The organism is Flavobacterium sp., assembly GCF_044371705.1.
Taxonomy (GTDB): Bacteria; Bacteroidota; Bacteroidia; order Flavobacteriales; family Flavobacteriaceae; genus Flavobacterium.
Genome location: NZ_JBILTE010000022.1, coordinates 1 through 21,117, shown reverse-complemented (window position 1 = coordinate 21,117; position 21,117 = coordinate 1). Strand labels below are relative to the sequence as shown.

Sequence of the window (21,117 nt, the reverse complement as noted above, 5' to 3'; positions counted from 1 at the left end):
GCTTTTATAAAAGACAATATTCAGGAGCAAGCCTTCAAAACTTGGTTCGAACCGATTAAACCAGTTGAGTTGACCGATAATGCATTATACATTCAAGTACCCAGCAAATTTTTCTATGAATGGTTGGAAGAACATTACGTAAAATTACTTAAAGTTGCCCTAACCCGTGAACTTGGAAAAAACGCAAAGTTACTTTATAAAATCAAAATGGAAAACACTTTTGGCAATAAACAACCTTTTACGGAACAATTGCCAAGTGCCAACCGAAATCCTTTGAAACCGCAAGATGTTGATGCACCTTTAAAAAACATAAGTCCGGAACTCAAAAATCCATTTGTTATTCCGGGAATTAGAAATTTAAAGATTGAATCACAACTTAATCCAAACTATAGCTTTGATAACTTTTTAGAAGGTGATTCCAATCGTTTGGCTCGTTCTGCCGGCATGGCCGTGGCAAACAAACCTGGCGGAACTTCATTTAACCCATTATTAATTTTTGGAGGCGTAGGACTAGGAAAAACCCATTTGGCTCACGCTATTGGAGTAGAAATAAAAGACAAATACCCTGAAAAAACCGTTTTATATATTTCTGCGGAGGTATTCACACAGCAATATATTGATTCGGTAAAGAAAAATACTCGTAATGACTTCATACATTTTTATCAATTGATTGATGTTTTACTAATTGATGATGTACAGTTTCTATCGGGAAAATCGGGGACACAAGATGTGTTTTTCCACATTTTTAATTATTTACATCAAAACGGCAAACAAGTAATTTTAACCTCTGATAAAGCTCCTGTTGACATGCAAGACATTGAACAACGTTTGTTGTCCCGTTTCAAATGGGGATTATCGGCAGAATTACACCAACCTGATTATGAAACCCGTATATCGATCTTGAAGAATATACTGTACCGTGATGGTGTTGAAATTCCGGATGAAATTGTAGAATACGTGGCCCGAAATATCAAATCTAACGTTCGCGAATTGGAAGGTGCTATCATTTCATTGATTGCCCAATCTTCTTTCAACAAAAAAGAAGTAACTATTGACTTAGCGAAAAGTGTGGTAGAAAAATTTGTCAAAAATATTAAACGTGAAATTTCGATTGACTACATTCAAAAAGTTGTCTCAGATTATTTCCAGTTAGATATTGACACTTTACAGTCCAAAACTCGTAAGCGTCATGTGGTGCAAGCCAGACAATTGGCCATGTTTTTTGCAAAGAAATTTACCAAAGCATCTTTAGCAAATATCGGCTCACAAATTGGCGATCGAGACCATGCAACCGTTTTACATGCATGTAAAACCGTAGACAATCTAGTTACAACCGACAAACAGTTCCGAAAGTTTGTAGATGACATTCATAAAAAGTTATCATTATAAAAGCTAATACTCAGTAGCCTCTAAAGGGTTACTGATTTTTTTTACATCAGTGCTTGATTATGTCAGTTAAAATTCTAATGGTCTGTTTAGGAAATATTTGTCGGTCACCTTTAGCCGAAGGAATATTGACCTCCAAACTCCCAAAGCACGGTTTTTTTGTTGATTCTGCAGGAACTGGTACTTGGCATGTGGGCAATGCTCCCGATACACGCTCCATCGCAACCGCCAAAAGAAACGGTATTGACATTTCCCATCAAAGAGGCAAACATTTTAAGCCTTCTTTTTTCAAGGAATACGATTATATTTATGTTATGGATATAAATAATTATCAGGACGTACTTCAAATGGCAAAAACTGAAACTGATAAACAAAAAGTACGATTGATTCTAGACGAAGTATTCCCGGGCGAAAATCTCGATGTGCCTGATCCTTACCACGGTGTACAATTAAACTTTGATCAAGTTTTTGACATGTTGGATGAAGCATGTGAATCTATTGCAAAAAAATTGCTTAAAAAACAATCATGAAACCAATTAACTTTTTAGGAAAACTTTACCTAATTCCAACAACTTTGGGTGAAATTGCAGTGGATGATGTTTTACCGCAAACCGTCAAGCGTGCAATCGATTTTATCATGGACTATGTAGTAGAAAATGAAAAAACAGCACGAAAGTTCATCAAAGCAATCAATCCTGAAAAGAAACAATCCGATTTACGCTTACATATTTTAAACAAACACACGCAAATCGCGGAACATAACGACATGCTAAAACCCTGTTTAGAGGGAAGAAACGTGGGTTTGATGAGTGAAGCAGGTTGTCCCGGTGTTGCCGATCCGGGTGCGGTGATTGTAAAACTGGCTCACGAAAAAGGGATTCAAGTGGTTCCGTTAGTTGGACCTTCTTCAATTTTATTGGCTTTAATGGGTTCCGGGATGAACGGCCAAAGTTTTGCTTTTAATGGTTACTTACCCATTGACAAAAGCGAGAAGAAAACTGCATTGAAAAATTTAGAACGTATTTCTTCTGAAAAAAATCAGTCACAAATTTTCATTGAAACACCTTATCGAAATAATAAACTACTGGAAGATATTTTGCAATCACTCCAAAATTCAACACGTCTTTGCATTGCTACAGACATTACTTTGCCAACAGAATACATCAAAACATTAACGGTGAACGACTGGAAAAAAACAAAGGTCGACTTACACAATCGACCTACCATTTATATAATTCAAAAATAAAAATCTACATTTTTACTCGAGCATTTTTTGACGCTTCAATAAGTGAGGTATCGTAACCTGCATAACGTTTCATATAGCTGCGAATAGAAGTGCCGTAACCATCTTTTATACTTCTGCTGCCGTTACTTCTCAGGAACTTCTTTACTGAACCTGCACCCCCTAAATGAGCAGCTGCTAACAATCCGGATTCTGTTATCGTGACACCTTGAATTACTTTTCCGTTATACTTTTCTATATAATGACGTAATTCCCATTTATTAATAGCTAAAAGAGCATTAAAAGCCTTTTCCTGCATGGCTGGAGATTTCAAAAACAAATCAAAATTTCTTACACCGATTGTTCGTAAGGTACCCGCTCCAAATTGGTATTTACCCATATAGCCCAATGTATTAACTAAATGGTACTTACCTTGTGATTCTTTGAATGCTAAAGCTTGTTTAAAACCTGCATAGGTTTTTCCGGTTTGGGGAATGACTATATGTGCATAAGCTAATTCTTCAGGTGTAGGAACGTCGTAAAACAACCCATCGGTAGTGTGATTTATTGTAAATAAATGAGTATCCTCGTCATTGTTGAAAGTTCTAAAACCGGTGCTTATAATTATTGCCACCGCTGCAATGCTCGAGTAAAAATACCATTTTTTTATCATAATTATTTATTTCTCAAGTGCTGTCACCCTCTTGAATTCCACAGGTGCAAATATACAACTTATAATTAGAAAATTGACTGTCAATTAGTTAATGTTTTCTAAAAGTAGATAGGATGGAATTTAAAGCCTTGTGAACTACTGATTTCAATCGTTGGAGAAGGAATTTTAATGGTAGTAAAAAGTGAGAAACAAGTTTTCAAAAAATGAGATTTTGTTTGAATTTTGGTTAAATCTACATCCAAACTTAGGTACCATTGCCGGTATCTTTCATCTCCCGGCTTTGGTTCGGCAGTAATCATTCCTTCGGCTCCATAACCAACGGCAACATTGAACCACTTGGGTAAAAAAGTTTCCCCTATAAAGGAATGAACGTTTGCTGACAACCAATAAGTTTGGCCATTGTAATCTTTTAAAATTTGTTCACTTAGGGAAGAACCTAATAATTCCGATCTTTGTGCGGCATAGGAAGTTGTATGAAAAGAAAATTTAGGCTGAAGTCGTTGTTCATTCCATAAAAGTTCTTGTGATATATATAAAGCGGTACCCGTAGCATTTGCCGCCACATCTCCCCATGAAAAACCCCATTGTTCAGAATAGCCGTCCATGATTTCCACGGCAGTTAAAAAACCGAGACCGTATGTAGCTCCATAAAGAAGTTGCTTCTTTTTGGAAACACCGGACCAAGCTAGCATTTCCGAACTGATTCTTCCAAAATGATAGGAAGCGTACACATGACCCATCTTATCCATTTGCAACCAATGATTGTTATCATTTTTAAACTGAAAATCAGATTTAGGATAATCGGAATACCATAATTCATTTAAACCTATCAATGCAGTAGCTGTTAAAACTGTTTGAGATACCACAACTAGCTTTACTCTCGGGGAAACTAACGTATCTGAAAGAGCTAAAAATGTATTAACTTTTGACTGCGAAAAACCACTCACAACAACTGTTAGAAAAAGTACACAAATTATTTCAGTAAGGTACTTCTTCAAACTACTGAGCAACCGGCTGCTGACTAATCCAGTTAATGTATTTTCGAGCATTTACATTGTGTTGCTCCAAAGTAGTAGCAAATTCATGATACCCAAAATTAGTGACACTTGCACAGAAGTATAGAAAATCGTGTGATTCCGGGTTCAAAACTGCTTCTACAGCATTCGAATCGGGCATAAAAATGGGTCCGGGCGGCAGTCCACCATACTTATAAGTATTATAAGGAGAATCGGTTACTAAATGTTTATTGATTACTCGTTTAATCACTTGCGTAAAATCATTGGATACCTTTTTATACGCATAAATAACGGTTGGATCGGCTTGTAAAAGCATTCCCATTCGCAGGCGATTCAAGTAGACTTGTGCTACTCGCGGACGCTCATCCACTTTTGCGGTTTCCTTTTGAACAATCGATGCCAAAACCATTACCTCGGTGGGCGTCAAATTTAATCGTTCAGCCTTCGCTTTGCGTTCATCATTCCAAAAACGGTAATACTCCTTAGTGAACTGATTCCTGATTTTCTCTCCGGAAGCATTCCAATAAAATTCGTAGGTATTTGGTATAAAAATCGTAAATACGGTTTCTTCCGTAAATCCATTTTCTTTTAAAAAGGAAGGATCTTTAAACAATTCGAGCACCTGCAAACTGTCAATCTCTAATTGCGAACCTAAACGACCGGCAAAATCTTCTAATCGCTCCTGGTTGTTAAAGGTAACTTTTACAGGTAAATTCAAACGCAATGCATTGATGATTTTATTATTGCTCATGCCTTCAGTCAGTTCGAATTTTCCCGACTTGATATTTGTAGTGTAGCTTCTTCGTTCGGCCAATGATACAAAATGATCCATATCTTTCAACAAAGGAGTCAACAATTCTTGCACTTGCACAAATGTTGCATTGGTTGGAATAAAAACAGCTACTTTTGGCTCCTCAAATTTTGTATTGGGTGTAAATACAATTTGATAAATTTTAAAACCAAAATAGGCTACAACTGCCAAAACAACCAACGATCCGTAAAGGAGTATTTTTTTGAAATTCATACTGTTTTTATTTATGTATTAACTGATATAAGGCTTCGTCGGTATATTTTTCGTGACTAAAATTCCAGTCTCTTTTGACTCCTACCAATTGAAATCCAAAAGTAGTAAAAAGCTTAATACTTGCTTCATTGGAAGTGGCGATATTCGCATACAACTGATGCAATGCTAAATATTCAAAACTATACTGTATTAATAACTCCAAGGCTTGCGAACCAAAACCTTGATTTCTGTCGATAGCTTCTTGAACAATAATCCCTATTCCCGCACGGTTATTTTTAGCATCAAAATCAAATAAATCAATTAAACCAATGGCATTAAAACTGTCATTTTTGCAGATGGCCAAACGCAGTTGTTTAGCTTGGTAAATATCCTGATGGGCATTTTCCAGATATTGGTGGATCAAAAACTTGCTGTAAGGTGTTTGTGTATGAGTGACTTCCCAAACAGACAAATCATTTTCCAAGGCATATACAAACTCCAAATCCTCAGGTTCTAGTGCTCGTAAATAAATGTTTTGTCCTTTAAGTGTTTGCATAGCTTAGTCTATAAAGTTACCGTTCCATTAAAAACGAAAGTAGCCGGCCCAATTAAAAAAACGTTTGTATAAGTAGTTCCTTCTTTGCGAAAGGTAACCTTTAATTGGCCGCCTTCTACCAATAAATGCACCTCATTTGATTGAGTCTTTCCTATTGCATTCATTGCGATTGCAACAGCTGTTACGCCCGTGCCGCATGATAAGGTTTCATCTTCAACTCCGCGTTCATAGGTTCGCACTGCAAACAACGTTTCAGAAATAGGTTCTACAAAATTCACATTAGTTCCCGATTTTCCGTATAAATTTGAATAGCGAATCTCACTGCCCCACTCCTTCACAGGTACCGATTTTACATCTTCCACAAGTGCTACGTGATGTGGCGAACCAGTGTTCATAAAAACATAATCAGCTGCCAATTGAATACTATCAACATCTTTCATCTGCAAAGAAACGATTCCATCCGATGAAATTTTGGCATAATGAGGTCCATCCACAGCTACAAAATGCGTTTCATTTTGAATGACACCTAATTGCTGGGCAAAAGCCACGATGCACCTGCCACCGTTTCCACACATCGAACTTTCATTCCCGTCAGAATTATAATAGACCATTCGGAAATCTGAAATTTTGTCATTTTCCAATAGAATCAATCCGTCAGCACCTATTCCAAAACGCCTGTCACAGAGTTTTTCGATGAGTTTGGTATCATTTTTGGGGAAAAAATTTGCACGGTTATCGATCAAAATAAAATCGTTTCCCGTTCCTTGGTATTTAAAAAATTGTATCACGCACTCGTATTTTTCATTGCAAAAATACAATTATTTTAAAGAAAAGTTAAGGTTAGTTAAAGAGCGTTAAACTTGAAATTTAAATATACTAAATCTAATAATTTTACATTGTTAACTAAATCTAGATCGACAAATGAAAAACACAGCAAATTTATTTTTAGTTTCCCTTTTTAGTGGAATCGTTACCTTAGGAGCGTACAAGTTCTTTTTTGAAGCAAGAACAACTGCTGCAAACATTGTTACAAACGCCCCTACTTATCAAACAAAGAATGTTGGATTAACCGCTGAAGCAATTGATTTTACTGAGGCTGCAGAAACAGCACTGAATCAGGTGGTACACGTGAAAAATGTATCGTACAGAACCGTATACAATCCTATTGATTTCTTTTATGGGCATAGAAACGGGCAACAACAGCAACAAATAGGAACCGGTTCCGGCGTTATTATTTCGGAAGACGGTTATATCGTAACCAATAATCACGTAATCAACGAAGCTCAGGATATTGAAATCACCTTGAACAACAAAAAAACCTATAAAGCAAAACTTATAGGAACGGATTCCAAAATGGATATTGCTCTATTAAAAGTAGATGCAGATGAAAAATTATCCTATGCCGTATTTGCTGATTCAGATAACGTAAAAGTAGGCGAATGGGTATTAGCCGTAGGAAATCCATATAATTTAAATGCAACGGTAACAGCCGGTATTGTATCTGCAAAAGCTAGAAATTTAGATACGGGAGGCATACAATCGTTTATACAAACAGATGCAGTGGTAAATCCCGGAAACAGTGGCGGTGCTTTAGTAAACACCAATGGCGAATTGGTTGGAATCAACACAATGATTTCTTCAAATACGGGTAGTTATGTTGGATATTCTTTTGCAGTCCCTTCGAATATTACTCGTAAAATTATTCAAGATATCATGGAATTTGGCAATGTGCAACGGGGTATTCTGGGCATTGAAGGGACGGAATTGAATGGGACCGCGTCTAAGGAATTGAATATTGACCAAACTCAAGGTTTCTATGTGAATAAAGTCACTAAAAACTCAGGTGCTGAAAAAGCTGGCTTAAAATCCGGCGATGTAATTGTAAAATTAGACAATCAAAACGTTACATCGTTTGCAGAACTTTCCGGTTATGTGAATACAAAAAGACCCAACGATGAAATTAATGTCACCATAAATAGAGACGGAAAAATGGTGATTATTCCTGTGAAACTAACAAAAAAAGAATTGGTGAATTATGAATTTTACGGATTGGAATTGGAAGATTTGGACCAAGCAGATAAACAACGTTTCAAATTGAAGCAAGGAGTAAAAATAAAAGATATCACCAATGAAAAATTAGTTCCGTACAGCGAGGAATTAAAAGGAAGCATTATTTTAAGTATTGACGGAGTGAAAGCAACCGATGTGGAAAGCATTTCACGAAGTTTAGGAAGTAAAACGGAAAAAGAAAGTGTCCAAGTTGAAATATTGCTTAAAACCGGACAAGTGATGCGGATTATTATATAAGTTAGGTTATTAGGTTTGGGGTAATCCTGCAGGGTCGCATTTTGATCTTGCAGGATTTTATTTTTAGTAAAAAGTAAATAAAAAAGTTTACGAAAACGATTGAAATATATACTTTTGCACCAAATTTATAAACAACACTAACCACTTTATAATGAAAATTAATCAATCGTTGTACGAAAAGGAACTTTCATTTCAGGCTGATCGCAGAAGAGCCGGCGTAGAATTCATCAAAATCATTAGCGATTTATGGTACGATAAATCCATTGAGGTGGTTTTATTCCGAAATCAATTAATTGATAAAAATGTTTCTGAAATTCTGAATTTACACGAATATGCCGGAGAATTTGTTGGGAAGCCCATTTCTATTTTTGATTCGGTAGAAATTGCCCGAGAAATGCTTTCATTAGATTTACCTCCCTCTAAACTGGACATTGGAAAACTAACGTTTGAATATCATTTAGAAGACGACAAATACCGCAACACCAAATCGTTTGTAATTGAAAAATTGAAAAAAGCAAAAGATTCTGATACCATCAAACCAAAAGATGTTGTATTGTATGGTTTTGGACGTATCGGCCGTTTATTAGCCCGCGAACTTATGTCGAAAACCGGAAAAGGAAACCAATTACGTCTTCGTGCGATTGTCACTCGTGATAAAAACGATGCAACAATTCTAGAAAAAAGAGCTTCTTTGTTGCGTTACGATTCGGTTCATGGCGATTTTCAAGGTTCAGTTACTGCGGATGCTAAAAATAATGCACTAATTATCAACGGAACTACGGTTCACATGATTTCTGCAAATGGTCCGGAAGATATCGATTACACACAATTCGGTATCGAAGATGCGTTGGTGATTGACAATACAGGTGCATTCACAACCGAGGAAGCTTTAAAGAGACATTTGGTTTCAAAAGGCACTTCCAAAGTATTATTAACCGCTCCTGGAAAAGGAATCCCAAACATTGTATATGGTGTGAATCACAACGAACACAATCCGGATAAAGTGGATATTTTCTCGGCTGCATCATGCACTACGAACGCAATCACTCCTATTTTGAAAGCGGTCGAAGATACTTTGGGCGTTGTAAAAGGACATTTAGAAACGATTCATGCCTATACAAACGATCAGAATTTAGTAGATAATATGCACAATAAATACCGCAGAGGACGAGCAGCTGCCTTGAATATGGTAATTACAGAAACAGGTGCGGGTAGTGCCGTTGCAAAAGCACTGCCTTCATTAGCCGGAAAACTAACTTCCAATGCTATTCGCGTACCTGTTCCAAATGGTTCGTTAGTGGTGTTGAATTTAGAGGTTGGTACAGAGACTACGGTGGAAGAGATTAACAATATCATGAAGACATACGCTTTAGAAGGTGAATTGGTAGAGCAAATCAAATACTCGCTGAATAATGAATTGGTTTCTTCTGATATAGTAGGAACCAATGCTCCATCAATCTATGATAGTAATGCTACCATTGTTTCGGGTGATGGTAAGAACATCGTTTTATATGTTTGGTATGATAATGAGTTTGGATATAGTCACCAGGTGATACGATTAGCAAAGTATATTGCGAAAGTTAGACGTTACAATTATTATTAATTGCTACGCACTTAAATGATAGATCCGCTTCTTAGGGAGCGGATTTTTTTTCGGTTTTATGTTAAGTACTCCTTTCATTTGATTATTTATTGAGTTAATTGAGTATTGAAACAATTATCTAACAAATTCTATTTGATATAATGTTTTTCATACATTACTCATACACTATCCATACTTCATCTATATACTATCCATACACCATCTATACACCTGACCCGTCCTAAAAATACAACTCTGACAGAGTTCCAAATTCTGTCAGAGTTTCAAGCGAGAGCCAAAAAAACTCCCAAATCACTTTAGGAGTTTTGTATAAAATGCAAAAAAGAACTATGCTTTTCCGGCTGCAATTAGGTTAAGAGCAGAACCTGCTACAAACCAACCAATTTGGCTTTCGTTGTAGGTATGATTTGCTAGAATAACGTCTTTAGTTCCATCGGCATGAACAAACTCTAACGTTAGTGGTTTGCCGGGTGCAAAAGTTGTTAAATCTAAGAAGTTAATAGTATCGTCTTCTTGAATTTTATTGTAATCGGCTTCGTTGGCAAAAGTTAAGGCCAACATTCCTTGTTTTTTCAAATTCGTTTCGTGAATACGTGCGAATGATTTTACCAATACTGCTTTCACTCCTAAGAAACGAGGTTCCATAGCTGCGTGTTCACGAGAAGAACCTTCTCCATAATTGTGATCACCAACAACAATAGAAGGGACTCCCGCTGCTTTATAGGCACGTTGTACCGCAGGTACTGCATCATAAGATCCCGTCAATTGGTTTTTTACAGAATTTGCTTTTCCGTTGAAAGCATTCTCTGCACCAATCAACATATTATTTGAAATATTATCTAAATGTCCTCGGAAACGCAACCAAGGTCCGGCCATAGAAATGTGGTCGGTGGTACATTTTCCAAAGGTTTTGATTAACAATTTTGCATTTGAAATATTTTTTCCGTCCCATGCTTCAAACGGAGCCAGTAATTGCAAACGATCAGATGTAGGAGAAACCGCTACTTGAACTGCTGAACCATCAGCTGCAGGAGCCTGAAAACCGGCATCTTCAACATCAAATCCTCTTTTTGGCAATTCATCTCCTTCGGGAGCTACCAAACGTACTTCTTCGCCATTGTCGTTTAACAATGTATCGGTGATGGGGTTAAAATCCAAACGACCGGAAATTGCCAAGGCGGCAACCATTTCAGGCGATGTTACAAAAGCATGTGTATTTGGGTTTCCGTCCGCACGTTTAGAAAAATTACGATTGAAAGAGTGTACGATGGTATTTTTTTCTTGCTTATCAGCACCTTCACGGTCCCACTGTCCGATACATGGCCCACAAGCATTCGTAAATACTTTGGTTCCCATTTTTTCGAAGGTAGCAATGATTCCGTCTCTTTCAATAGTATATCTGATTTGCTCCGAACCCGGATTGATTCCGAATTCTGCTTTTGGTGTAATTCCGTGAGCTACCGCTTGCTCCACAATGGAAGCGGCTCTCGACATGTCTTCGTACGATGAATTAGTGCACGAACCGATTAAGCCCCACTCCACTTTTAATGGCCAACCGTTTGCTGCTGCCTCTGCTTTCATTTGAGAAACCGGTGTACCTCTATCCGGTGTAAAAGGACCGTTGATGTGTGGCTCTAATTCCGACAAATTGATTTCAATTAATTGATCAAAATAATTTGCTGGATTGGCATACACTTCAGCATCTGCCGTTAAATAGGCGGCTACTTTGTCAGCAGCATTGACTACATCTTGACGACCTGTGGCTGCTAAATATCTTCGCATAGAATCATCGTAACCGAAGGTAGAAGTGGTTGCACCAATTTCTGCACCCATGTTGCAAATGGTTCCTTTGCCGGTGCACGACATTGATTCTGCTCCTTCGCCGAAATATTCAACAATAGCACCTGTTCCACCTTTTACGGTCAGAATATCTGCTACTTTCAAAATCACATCTTTTGGAGCAGTCCAACCGGATAATTTACCTGTTAATTTTACTCCAATTAATTTAGGAAATTTCAATTCCCAAGACATTCCAGACATTACATCTACTGCATCCGCTCCACCAACACCAATAGCTAGCATACCTAAACCACCAGCATTTACAGTATGAGAATCGGTTCCAATCATCATTCCTCCTGGAAACGCATAATTTTCTAAGACAATTTGGTGAATAATACCCGATCCCGGTTTCCAGAATCCTATTCCATATTTATTAGAAACAGATGATAAGAAGTCGAATACTTCTTTGGATTGAGTATTTGCTAATTCTAAGTCTTGCTTAGCACCATTTTTAGCTAGGATTAAGTGGTCACAATGTACCGTTGTTGGAACAGCAACAGTCTTTTTCCCGGCATGCATAAATTGCAACAATGCCATTTGTGCAGTTGCATCTTGACATGCCACACGGTCAGGTGCGAAATCTACATAATCTGCTCCTCTTTTAAAAGCTTGGTTAGGCATTCCCTCCCAAAGATGTGCATATAAAATCTTTTCAGATAAGGTAAGCGGTCGTCCAACCAGTTCACGAGCCTTATCAACTCGTTCGGCCAGATTCGCATACACTTTTTCAATCATTTTAATATCAAAAGCCATGTGATGTAAAGTTTATTTGTTTGTGGTGCAAAATTACGAAAACGTTAGAACATTGGAAAATTAATACTAATATATATCTTTTGGAAATCATTTTTTATGCTAAAGTTATTTTTTGAAAATTATTTTCAATAAAAACCAAATTTGGGGGTTAAAAATGTAAAATTGACAATTGGAAGGTGTAAAAATCTTGATTTGATAATTGAGGTGCTGAGGTGGTGAAGTACTGAGTGGCTGAGGTATTTATTAAAGTTAAGTAGTTTCAAAAATTGTTTGTGATAAAACCACCCCGTCCGCTGCCGCGAACACCTCTCCAGAGGAGGGGAATGTTTAAGAACTTTTAGGTTTAAAATGATTTCAGGGGTAGAGGTGTTATGTAGATACCAGCTAGACCAACAATATAAAAATAGTTGCTTTTTAGAATTCCCCTCCCTTGGAGGGGTGGCCAACGGACGGGGTGGTTAACTAAAACTAACGTATCCCAAAAAACGATGGATTCAAAAAACATACTAGCATTTATATTTATTGAAAAAATATCATACTTTTATATCTCAACAACCAAAATAAAAAAATCCATGCCAAACACAGATAGTAACATTTTCATCCACAACATCCCAATTAAAAGAAACTTCATTGAAAATTTACCTTATAATCCTCAATTAAAATCTCGAGCAAGAGCACTTCGTAAAGCAGGAAATTATCCCGAAGTAGTTTATTGGAAATATGTGAATAAAGGAAAATTCTGGAATATTGACTTTGACAGACAACGAATTATTGGAAACTACATCGTAGATTTTTATGTCAAATGTTTAGGATTAATCATAGAAATTGATGGAGAAAGTCACAATGAAAAGGAAGCATATGATTTCAAAAGAGAAGCCTATTTTAGAGCATTGGGAGTACGAGTTTATAGAATAAGTTCTTTACGTGTTTTAAATGATTTGGAAAATATTTTGAGTGAATTGGAAGGGTATATTATTGAGGAATATGGAATTAAAAGCATCTAATTGAAGATAATAGAATGAATAAAATCACTACACTACAGCATATACCTCTACAGTGGTAGAAATATTTGTAGATTGTTTGCTATTATAGATGTTACAAGTACACCACCCCGTCCTTCGGCCACCCCTACAGAGGAGGGGAATGTTTAAGAACTTTTGGTTTAATATGTTTTCAGGGGGTAGATGTGTTATGTAGATACCACCCCGTCCGCCGCGGCGGACAACACCATAAGAGGAGGGGAATGTTCAAGAACTTTGGGTTTGAATGTAATTACAACAACTGTCCGATTATTTTTTCGATGCTTAGGCCTTCAGCATCAGCTTTGTAGTTTTTAACCACACGGTGTCGAAGGATTCCTTCGGCTACAGCTTTGACATCTTCGATGTCGGGAGAGAATTTTCCATGAAAAGCCGCATGAGCTTTGGCTGCTAAAATCAAATTTTGCGAAGCTCTTGGACCTGCACCCCAATCGATGTAATTTTTAATGTAATCGGACGCCAAATTACTATCGGGACGCGTTTTGGTTACCAAAGTCACCGCATATTCAATGACATTGTCAGCCACGGGTACGCGACGAATCAAATGCTGAAAATCGATGATTTCTTGGGAGGTAAACAAAGGGTTAATAAATGGTTTATCATCTGAAGTGGTGCTTTTTACTACTTGAACTTCTTCCGCAAAAGAAGGATAATCCAATTTGATGGAAAACATAAAACGATCCAACTGTGCTTCGGGCAGCGGATAGGTCCCTTCCTGCTCAATTGGGTTTTGTGTAGCTAATACAAAATAAGGTAGACTTAATTTATAGTTCACCCCTGCAATGGTCACCGCACGTTCCTGCATGGCTTCTAATAAGGCAGCCTGTGTTTTAGGGGGTGTACGATTGATTTCATCTGCAAGGATAATATTTGAAAATATCGGTCCCTTGATGAATTTAAATGATCTGTTTTCATCCAAAATTTCACTTCCTAAAATATCCGATGGCATCAAATCGGGAGTAAACTGTATCCGTTTAAAATCTAATCCTAAGGCTTGAGCCAAAGTATTCACCATCAATGTTTTTGCCAAACCGGGTACACCCACCAAAAGTGCGTGACCTCCGGAAAAAATACTTAATAAAACTTGATCAACAACCAAATCCTGACCAACGATAATTTTGGCGATTTCTTTTTTAAGTAGTTGTCGCTTTTGCACTAATGCTTCGATTGCTTGCACGTCTGTCATGGAAAGGAATTTAATAGGTTTTGTGATTCGTAAATTTAGCTATAATTTCATCCAATTGTTTACAAATTCACAATTTCGGTATTCACCATTGATTTTAATATACGTTTCCATAATTTTTTCATTCGACCATTTTTCAATTGCTTGCAAACGCTTTTCACTTAAAGCTAATTCTTTAATTTTCATATAATCGGTCGCATAATCGGCTTTGTGTTCATTGATTCTGTTGGTTACCACCAAAAGCTTGTATCGTTTTTGTCCGCGTTCATCTTCATCTAAAATAGGTGGAGAGATTTCATTGTCTTTTAAATTAGATACCTGACTATACAACGCCGGGTCCATTTTGGTTAACTCAAAACGAGAATCAAGCGTTCGCGGATTCAAAAAAACACCGCCATTAGCACGCGTGTTTTTATCGTCCGACATTGATCGGGCTGCATCAGCAAAAGTAATTTCCTTGTCCATAATACGCTTACGAATCAATGTAGCTTTTTCTTTGGCTTCTTTTAAACTGGCATCTGTTATTTTTGGTGTCATCAAAATATGACGTAACTCCAATTCTTGTCCGCGAATCTTTTCTAAATAAATAATATGATAACCAAACTCCGTTTCAAAAGGCTCTGATATTTCGCCTTCATTCAAACTAAATGCAACATCTTTAAATTCTTTTACAAATTGCGTTTTACGGTTAATTTTGTAATACCCTCCAGATGAAGATGAACCACGATCTTGGGTGTAAATGACTGCCTTGGTGGTAAAACTAGCACCTTCTTCTAAACATTCTCGTCTGATTTCTTTCAAACGATTAATCACTTTCTGCTTTTCTTCTTCACTTACTTTGGGCTCAACGACTATTAGCGAAACTTCCATTTCCGCACCAAAATTCGGCAATTCAGCTTTTGGTATTTTGTTGAAAAATGTGCGTACTTCCTCGGGCGTGATTTCAATTCCATCCACCACTTTGTTCTGCATTTCTGAGGTAAGCTTGTTCATTTTCAACACTTCAAAAAAGAACGAACGAAATTCTTCTTCGTTTTTTTTGTTGTAATATTTCACCACTTTTTTAATGTCTCCAATTTGCTCAACCATCATAGCAATTTTTTCATCCATCATGCCATTGATTTCGGCATCATTCACTACGATTGTACTATCCTGTAATGCTTGATGTGCATACAATTTGTCTTCCATTAGTTTACCTAACACTTCGCAACGTGGGATATTTGTAGCAGATGCACCTCCGGCAGCCATTTCAATATAAGCCATATCAATGTCGGAATCCAATATGATGTAGTCTCCAACGGTTGCTATAATTCCATCGATTTTTTGTCTGGAAAATTTCTTTACCGTATCTTTAACTACCCGTGGTGCTGTTTCCGGCAAAATTTCTTGTGCATTTGCTCCTACGCCAATCATCGCTACAATTGCAATGAAAAGTGCTGCTATTCTATTGAAACACTTCATATTTTTTGTTTTTAATCGCATCATCTCTTAATTCGTTCTCAAATTTCTTTACTAATTCTAATTTACGCTGATTTAACAGCAAATCGCGGAGTGTAGGCTTTATATAGGCATACGGACTCACTTCATTCTTTTCAATAACATTACTTACTTTTACCAAATACACATCCAACGAATCTGGCTTTTGAATCGCTTTTCCCGGAGCAATGTAGTCATTATAAGTGTCCGGATTCACGAAAGGTAATTTGCGGTACACATGGTTCACATCTACCCAAACTGAATCATTTAAGGCATAATCCTTGAATTGTAACTGATAGGTTTCCCAAAATTTAGAATCTTTCTGTTTGAAATTAAAAAAATTCTGTTTGATTAGCTCCAACTTCGGATGGTCTTTGGACACACGGATGTATCTCAATTTAAGCAACGCCCCATTCGTCTTAAAATTTTCTTTGTTCAAATCATAATATGTTTTCAACTCTTGTTCGGTTACAATCGTGTCAATTGATTGCTGCACCACCTGCTCCAAATAAGCCTTTGTATACAAATCTACTTTATACTGCTGAATTAACTTGTCAAACAACAATTGATTTTCCTTATTTACATTGACTTCCGCTGCTTTAATCAAAAGAGTCTGTGTCGCCCAACGATCCATAAAATTTCGAACAATACTCAGACTGTCTTCTTTGGAAGTCCCCGCAGGTACTAAATCGACAATATCTGTTTTATACAAGAAAGCATCACCAGCACGGGCAATAGCCTCAGGCTTTTCTTCTTGTTTAAAATAAGAACAAGAAGACAAGATTAGTAGCATAGTTAGTCCGGCTACTGCTTTTCTCATTTAACAATCATTTGTTTTTTTACCTCTTCAAAAACGGCAGTGTCCAAATTTACTTTAAACTCCTCTTTCAATTGGGTAACCCAATTTTCTTCTAAATATTGTTGGTAATCGTTGATTACACGACCTTTGCATTCCTCTAAAACTTTTGGTCCGGCTGGAGTGAATTCATTGACCGCTACTACATAATAATACTTTTCTTGCTGAAGCACCTCCGAAATCCCCTTTTTAGGAGCAATATTTTTTGGTAAAGCTTCCGCATTTTCTTCAAACACACCCGAAGTAATCATCACGTTCACCACTTCCGGCGTATTGAACGCTGCTTTAATCTCTTCTTGAGTTTTGCCTTTCTTCACCATTTTATGAGCTTTTTTGGCTACATCTGCTTTGGTGGTAGAAATAATCATTGCGTCGTAGCGATTCATCCATTGGTATTTCTGATTGTTCTTTTCAAAATAAGCTGTTAATCCAATGGTATCATTTTTTGATTTAGTCCAAATTTCCTTTTCCATCAATTCAAAAAGCAATAATCCATCACGGTATTCTTCCACAACTGTGCCAAATTCCGGATATTCATTTTCCAAATTGGCATTGTAATATTCTTTCAACTGAAGATCTACGAAATCTTGGTATTTCTGACTGACTAACTTTGCAAGAGGTTTGATAGTTGCACCTTCCTTTTGCTGAGCCGCTAAATAATTTAAAAAATCTTCGGTGGTATATGATTGATTGGCAAACGAAAACAAGACCGACTGAAACGGTTTAACATTGTCCGGTACTTTCCATTCATTAGTGTATAATGTATTATTTGCTGCTTTTAAAGCCAACTGGAAGTTTTTCTCGTTTTTCTTTATCGGATATCTTTTGTGAAGTTTTTCATTAAATGACTCTTCAATCAAACGCGAGCGGTCGTCGCGACTGATTTTTGTTTCGATTTCTTGTTTGGAAAGTTCAAGAGGTTTCATCGGAATTCTATCAATCAACTTCACAATATGCCAACCGTACTGCGTTTGGATAGGTTTTGAAATAGGATTTTCCTTTGTTAATGAAAAAGCAGTGTCCTCAAATTCTTCCGAACTCAACTGACCTGAGGCAAACGGATTGAGCACTCCGCCTTTTGCAGCGGTAGATTGATCCTGTGAAAACTGACGAGCTAAGTCTTCAAATGACTCCCCTTGCTGCAATTTTTTATAAATATCGTTGATGGTACTTTCAGCTTCAGCATTGGGTGTGCCTTCCGCATTTGCACTAAAAATCATAATATGAGCGACTCTGACTTCGCCTCTATTTTCTCGGGTGGTATTTACTTTTACCAAGTGATAGCCAAAACGAGTGCGAATCGGCATGGAAATTTGTCCAATCGGCGTTTTATAGGCAGCATTTTCAAACGGATAAACCATTCTGAATACTGAGAAATAACCCAAATTTCCTAAGTTTTCTTTCGCCGATGGGTCTTCTGAAAGACTTTGAGCCAACGCACCAAAATCCTCCCCTTGCAACGCACGTTTGCGTATATCTATGATCCGTTGGTACACTTTTAGGGTATCTTGCGGAATAGCATTTTCATCGACCATTAACAAAATGTGTGAGGCATTGACTTCCTTTTTCGAACGTTCGTAGGCCTCTTCAATTAATTCTTCTGTTACTTTAGCATCGGTCACATAATTTTTAGCTAATTGGTCACGGTAGCTTTTTAATTCATTTTTATATGCTGTACCGTCTTGTAAACCCAATTGATTGGCTTTTTGTATTTTAAGTTTGTAACCAACAAATAAATCTAAGTACTGATTGAGGTCTTTTTGAGATTCATCTTTTACCAAATCTAAATTCTTTTGATACACCCGTACAAATTCGTCGGTGTAGTATGGTGAATCATCAATGGTAAATAAAACTTTTTTGGAAGTATTTTGAGCAGACAGCCCTAAAAAACAAATCAGTAAAACACTGACAGCGAATGATTTAAATTTCATTAGTAGCACTTTTTCTTACGTATAATTTTTACACAACAATGCAGGAGTTGCAATCAACAAAAATAGCAATTTCAATGCATTATGCAAGTATAGCGGGGAGTATTAACAAAAAATTATGGGGAGTTGGTGATAAGGGGTTATTCGGTTAAAGGTTTAATTGGTTAATCGGTTAATCGGTTAATCGGTTAATTGGTTAATTGGTTTAAAGTTGTTTAAGATGGTTTAAGATGGTTTAAGTTGTTTAAAATTGTTGGGGTTTCTGGTTTACAGCGGTTCAATATTTTTTTGGTTGTTTTAGTTTTTTTGGTTCTTTTGGTACTTCTGATTTTTGAATTTGAACTTTGACATGGATTTTTGACATTGACATTTGACATTGACTTTTAATAAAGAAATAGTACTTTTGCACACCATTACCTATCCTATGAGTTTTACAAACGAAATTAAAAGAAGACGGACCTTCGGAATCATCTCGCACCCTGATGCGGGTAAGACCACTTTAACTGAAAAATTGCTATTGTTTGGTGGAGCGATTCAAGAAGCGGGAGCCGTAAAAAACAATAAAATTAAAAAAGGTGCTACTTCCGACTTTATGGAAATAGAACGTCAGCGAGGAATTTCGGTGGCTACTTCGGTATTGGCATTTACCTATAAAGACAAAAAGATTAATATCCTAGATACTCCGGGACACAAAGATTTTGCAGAAGACACTTTTCGAACCTTAACCGCTGTTGACAGCGTCATCGTGGTGATTGACGTTGCCAAAGGTGTGGAAGAACAAACCGAAAAACTGGTAGAAGTTTGTCGCATGCGAAACATCCCAATGATTGTTTTCATCAATAAATTAGACCGCGAGGGGAAAGACGCTTTTGATTTGATGGATGAAGTAGAACAGAAATTAAAACTGACTGTTACACCAATGAGTTTTCCTATTGGTATGGGTTACGACTTTCAGGGAATCTATAATATCTGGGAAAAGAACATCAATTTATTTAGTGGTGATAGCCGTAAAAACATTGAAGATACCATTGCTTTTACTGACATCGGCAGTCCGGAATTAGAAACGATTATCGGACAAAAACCGGCAGATAAGCTACGTGAAGAACTCGAGCTAATCAGTGAAGTATACCCGCCTTTTGATCGTGAAGCATACTTGGAAGGGATGTTACAACCGGTATTTTTCGGATCTGCATTGAATAATTTCGGTGTGCGTGAGCTATTGGATTGCTTTATTGAAATTGCTCCCACTCCCCGCCCGAAACATTCCGATACTCGCTGGGTGAATCCCGATGAACCAAAAATGAGTGGGTTCGTCTTTAAAATCCATGCCAACATGGACCCTAAACACCGTGACCGCCTTGCATTCGTAAAAATTGTTTCAGGCAAGTTTGAACGCAACAAGCCGTATATGCATGTTCGTTTGAATAAGAGTTTGAAATTTTCGAGTCCGAATGCATTTTTTGCTGAGAAAAAAGAGATTGTAGATATTTCCTATCCTGGAGATATTGTAGGTTTGCACGACACCGGTAACTTTAAAATAGGTGATACTTTAACCGAAGGTGAAATCATGCAGTTCAAAGGAATTCCGAGTTTCTCACCAGAGCATTTCCGTTATATTAATAATGCCGATCCTATGAAAGCCAAGCAGTTAGATAAAGGCGTCGATCAATTGATGGATGAAGGTGTAGCACAGTTATTTACACTAGAAATGAATAACCGTAAAGTCATTGGAACTGTTGGAGCTCTTCAATACGAAGTAATTCAATACCGATTGGAACATGAATACGGGGCGAAATGTACGTATGAGAATTTCCCGGTGCACAAAGCATGTTGGGTGAAACCCGAAAATCCTAAAAGCGAAGAGTTTTTGGAGTTCAAACGAATTAAGCAGAAGTTTTTGGCACATGATAAATACGGACAATTGGTGTTTTTGGCAGATTCGGATTTTACGATTCAGATGACGCAGAGTAAGTTTCCTAGTGTGAAGTTGTTTTTTACGTCGGAGTTAGACTGAGAGGTTGAAGGTTAATTTAGGGTTGTGTTTTTTATGTAAAATGGTTTAAAATTGTTTAAGTTGTTTAAAGTTGTTTAAAATTGTTTAAGCCACTTACTTGTTATGTTTTTTAGATGAATTTTCAGTTTTTGATGAACAAAGTTAGGTACAAAGTTTCTCTGAGATTTTTTTGGTTTTTTTGACTTTGAAATTTGAATTTGGGAAGGTATGCTAACCAGTTTCAATTCATTTTTAAAAATTGTTTTTAAAAAAAATCATGTAG

The 21,117-nt window shown here is 37.0% G+C and carries 17 protein-coding genes; 7 read left to right on the top strand and 10 right to left on the bottom strand.

What is annotated here, in order from left to right:
• The 3 genes from dnaA to ACIQ2S_RS02925 form a co-directional block, all read left to right on the top strand.
• Positions 1 to 1,389 (top strand): chromosomal replication initiator protein DnaA (gene dnaA, locus ACIQ2S_RS02935; protein ID WP_396172606.1); only part of this gene is annotated, 1,389 nt, incomplete at its 5' end.
• Positions 1,390 to 1,448: 59 nt separating this feature from the next.
• Positions 1,449 to 1,916 (top strand): low molecular weight protein-tyrosine-phosphatase, encoded by a 468-nt coding sequence (locus ACIQ2S_RS02930; RefSeq protein WP_396172605.1) that lies wholly within the window; start codon positions 1,449 to 1,451, stop codon positions 1,914 to 1,916.
• Positions 1,913 to 2,632 carry an SAM-dependent methyltransferase gene (locus tag ACIQ2S_RS02925; RefSeq protein WP_396172604.1) on the top strand — a complete coding sequence of 240 codons (720 nt, stop codon included), beginning with the start codon at positions 1,913 to 1,915 and terminating at the stop codon, positions 2,630 to 2,632. Before ACIQ2S_RS02930 ends, ACIQ2S_RS02925 begins: the two co-directional genes overlap by 4 nt.
• A 4-nt stretch (positions 2,633 to 2,636) precedes the next feature.
• Here the strand turns inward: ACIQ2S_RS02925 and ACIQ2S_RS02920 are convergent, their stop codons facing one another.
• The 5 genes from ACIQ2S_RS02920 to dapF form a co-directional block, all read right to left on the bottom strand.
• Positions 2,637 to 3,281, bottom strand: a complete 645-nt coding sequence (locus ACIQ2S_RS02920) for a peptidoglycan-binding protein LysM (RefSeq protein WP_396172603.1) — start codon at positions 3,279 to 3,281, stop codon at positions 2,637 to 2,639.
• A 98-nt stretch (positions 3,282 to 3,379) separates the two neighbouring features.
• Positions 3,380 to 4,330 (bottom strand): DUF2279 domain-containing protein, encoded by a 951-nt coding sequence (locus tag ACIQ2S_RS02915; protein WP_396172602.1) that lies wholly within the window; start codon positions 4,328 to 4,330, stop codon positions 3,380 to 3,382.
• The gene (gene mltG, locus ACIQ2S_RS02910; protein ID WP_396172601.1) at positions 4,281 to 5,321 is read right to left on the bottom strand and encodes an endolytic transglycosylase MltG; all 1,041 of its coding nucleotides are present in this window, start codon (positions 5,319 to 5,321) and stop codon (positions 4,281 to 4,283) included. Before mltG ends, ACIQ2S_RS02915 begins: the two co-directional genes overlap by 50 nt.
• A 7-nt stretch (positions 5,322 to 5,328) precedes the next feature.
• Positions 5,329 to 5,856 carry a GNAT family N-acetyltransferase gene (locus tag ACIQ2S_RS02905; protein WP_396172600.1) on the bottom strand — a complete coding sequence of 176 codons (528 nt, stop codon included), beginning with the start codon at positions 5,854 to 5,856 and terminating at the stop codon, positions 5,329 to 5,331.
• Between the two features lie 8 nt (positions 5,857 to 5,864).
• Complete coding sequence (gene dapF / locus ACIQ2S_RS02900) at positions 5,865 to 6,641, bottom strand: diaminopimelate epimerase (RefSeq protein ID WP_396172608.1); 777 nt, start codon at positions 6,639 to 6,641, stop codon at positions 5,865 to 5,867.
• A 136-nt stretch (positions 6,642 to 6,777) separates the two neighbouring features.
• Here dapF and ACIQ2S_RS02895 point away from each other — a divergent pair, with 136 nt between their 5' ends.
• Together ACIQ2S_RS02895 and ACIQ2S_RS02890 are read left to right on the top strand one after the other, a co-directional pair.
• The gene (locus tag ACIQ2S_RS02895; protein WP_396172599.1) at positions 6,778 to 8,163 is read left to right on the top strand and encodes a S1C family serine protease; all 1,386 of its coding nucleotides are present in this window, start codon (positions 6,778 to 6,780) and stop codon (positions 8,161 to 8,163) included.
• Between the two features lie 151 nt (positions 8,164 to 8,314).
• On the top strand, positions 8,315 to 9,766 hold the full coding sequence (locus tag ACIQ2S_RS02890) for a glyceraldehyde-3-phosphate dehydrogenase (protein ID WP_396172598.1): 1,452 nt from the start codon (positions 8,315 to 8,317) through the stop codon (positions 9,764 to 9,766).
• Between the two features lie 327 nt (positions 9,767 to 10,093).
• Here the strand turns inward: ACIQ2S_RS02890 and ACIQ2S_RS02885 are convergent, their stop codons facing one another.
• A complete protein-coding gene (locus ACIQ2S_RS02885; RefSeq protein ID WP_396172597.1) occupies positions 10,094 to 12,358 on the bottom strand; it encodes an aconitate hydratase in 2,265 nt (754 codons plus the stop codon).
• Between the two features lie 572 nt (positions 12,359 to 12,930).
• On the opposite strand from ACIQ2S_RS02885, the gene ACIQ2S_RS02880 reads away from it, so the two are divergent.
• Positions 12,931 to 13,362 carry an endonuclease domain-containing protein gene (locus ACIQ2S_RS02880; RefSeq protein WP_396172596.1) on the top strand — a complete coding sequence of 144 codons (432 nt, stop codon included), beginning with the start codon at positions 12,931 to 12,933 and terminating at the stop codon, positions 13,360 to 13,362.
• A gap of 268 nt (positions 13,363 to 13,630) precedes the next feature.
• Here the strand turns inward: ACIQ2S_RS02880 and ACIQ2S_RS02875 are convergent, their stop codons facing one another.
• Genes ACIQ2S_RS02875 through ACIQ2S_RS02860 form a run of 4 tightly spaced genes read right to left on the bottom strand, consistent with a single transcriptional unit; the run spans position 13,631 to position 18,844 of the window.
• A complete protein-coding gene (locus tag ACIQ2S_RS02875) occupies positions 13,631 to 14,584 on the bottom strand; it encodes an AAA family ATPase (protein WP_396172595.1) in 954 nt (317 codons plus the stop codon).
• Between the two features lie 39 nt (positions 14,585 to 14,623).
• Positions 14,624 to 16,063 carry a peptidylprolyl isomerase gene (locus ACIQ2S_RS02870; RefSeq protein ID WP_396172594.1) on the bottom strand — a complete coding sequence of 480 codons (1,440 nt, stop codon included), beginning with the start codon at positions 16,061 to 16,063 and terminating at the stop codon, positions 14,624 to 14,626.
• Positions 16,026 to 16,877: a hypothetical protein gene (locus ACIQ2S_RS02865; RefSeq protein ID WP_396172593.1), complete on the bottom strand. Its 852-nt coding sequence runs from the start codon at positions 16,875 to 16,877 to the stop codon at positions 16,026 to 16,028. The genes ACIQ2S_RS02870 and ACIQ2S_RS02865 overlap by 38 nt, the downstream gene beginning before the upstream one ends.
• On the bottom strand, positions 16,874 to 18,844 hold the full coding sequence (locus ACIQ2S_RS02860) for a peptidylprolyl isomerase (RefSeq protein WP_396172592.1): 1,971 nt from the start codon (positions 18,842 to 18,844) through the stop codon (positions 16,874 to 16,876). Before ACIQ2S_RS02860 ends, ACIQ2S_RS02865 begins: the two co-directional genes overlap by 4 nt.
• Before the next feature lie 421 nt (positions 18,845 to 19,265).
• Here ACIQ2S_RS02860 and ACIQ2S_RS02855 point away from each other — a divergent pair, with 421 nt between their 5' ends.
• On the top strand, positions 19,266 to 20,855 hold the full coding sequence (locus ACIQ2S_RS02855; RefSeq protein WP_396172607.1) for a peptide chain release factor 3: 1,590 nt from the start codon (positions 19,266 to 19,268) through the stop codon (positions 20,853 to 20,855).
• The last annotated feature ends 262 nt before the right edge of the window (positions 20,856 to 21,117 follow it).

What these genes read in the sequence shown, in the direction of transcription:
- ACIQ2S_RS02930 (WP_396172605.1), top strand. Translation starts at nt 1,449, where the DNA reads ATGTCAGTTAAAATTCTAATGGTCTGTTTAGGAAATATTTGTCGGTCA.
- ACIQ2S_RS02925 (WP_396172604.1), top strand. Translation starts at nt 1,913, where the DNA reads ATGAAACCAATTAACTTTTTAGGAAAACTTTACCTAATTCCAACAACT.
- ACIQ2S_RS02920 (WP_396172603.1), bottom strand. Translation starts at nt 3,281, where the DNA reads ATGATAAAAAAATGGTATTTTTACTCGAGCATTGCAGCGGTGGCAATA.
- ACIQ2S_RS02915 (WP_396172602.1), bottom strand. Translation starts at nt 4,330, where the DNA reads ATGCTCGAAAATACATTAACTGGATTAGTCAGCAGCCGGTTGCTCAGT.
- mltG (WP_396172601.1), bottom strand. Translation starts at nt 5,321, where the DNA reads ATGAATTTCAAAAAAATACTCCTTTACGGATCGTTGGTTGTTTTGGCA.
- ACIQ2S_RS02905 (WP_396172600.1), bottom strand. Translation starts at nt 5,856, where the DNA reads ATGCAAACACTTAAAGGACAAAACATTTATTTACGAGCACTAGAACCT.
- ACIQ2S_RS02895 (WP_396172599.1), top strand. Translation starts at nt 6,778, where the DNA reads ATGAAAAACACAGCAAATTTATTTTTAGTTTCCCTTTTTAGTGGAATC.
- ACIQ2S_RS02890 (WP_396172598.1), top strand. Translation starts at nt 8,315, where the DNA reads ATGAAAATTAATCAATCGTTGTACGAAAAGGAACTTTCATTTCAGGCT.
- ACIQ2S_RS02885 (WP_396172597.1), bottom strand. Translation starts at nt 12,358, where the DNA reads ATGGCTTTTGATATTAAAATGATTGAAAAAGTGTATGCGAATCTGGCC.
- ACIQ2S_RS02880 (WP_396172596.1), top strand. Translation starts at nt 12,931, where the DNA reads ATGCCAAACACAGATAGTAACATTTTCATCCACAACATCCCAATTAAA.
- ACIQ2S_RS02875 (WP_396172595.1), bottom strand. Translation starts at nt 14,584, where the DNA reads ATGACAGACGTGCAAGCAATCGAAGCATTAGTGCAAAAGCGACAACTA.
- ACIQ2S_RS02870 (WP_396172594.1), bottom strand. Translation starts at nt 16,063, where the DNA reads ATGCGATTAAAAACAAAAAATATGAAGTGTTTCAATAGAATAGCAGCA.
- ACIQ2S_RS02865 (WP_396172593.1), bottom strand. Translation starts at nt 16,877, where the DNA reads ATGAGAAAAGCAGTAGCCGGACTAACTATGCTACTAATCTTGTCTTCT.
- ACIQ2S_RS02860 (WP_396172592.1), bottom strand. Translation starts at nt 18,844, where the DNA reads ATGAAATTTAAATCATTCGCTGTCAGTGTTTTACTGATTTGTTTTTTA.
- ACIQ2S_RS02855 (WP_396172607.1), top strand. Translation starts at nt 19,266, where the DNA reads ATGAGTTTTACAAACGAAATTAAAAGAAGACGGACCTTCGGAATCATC.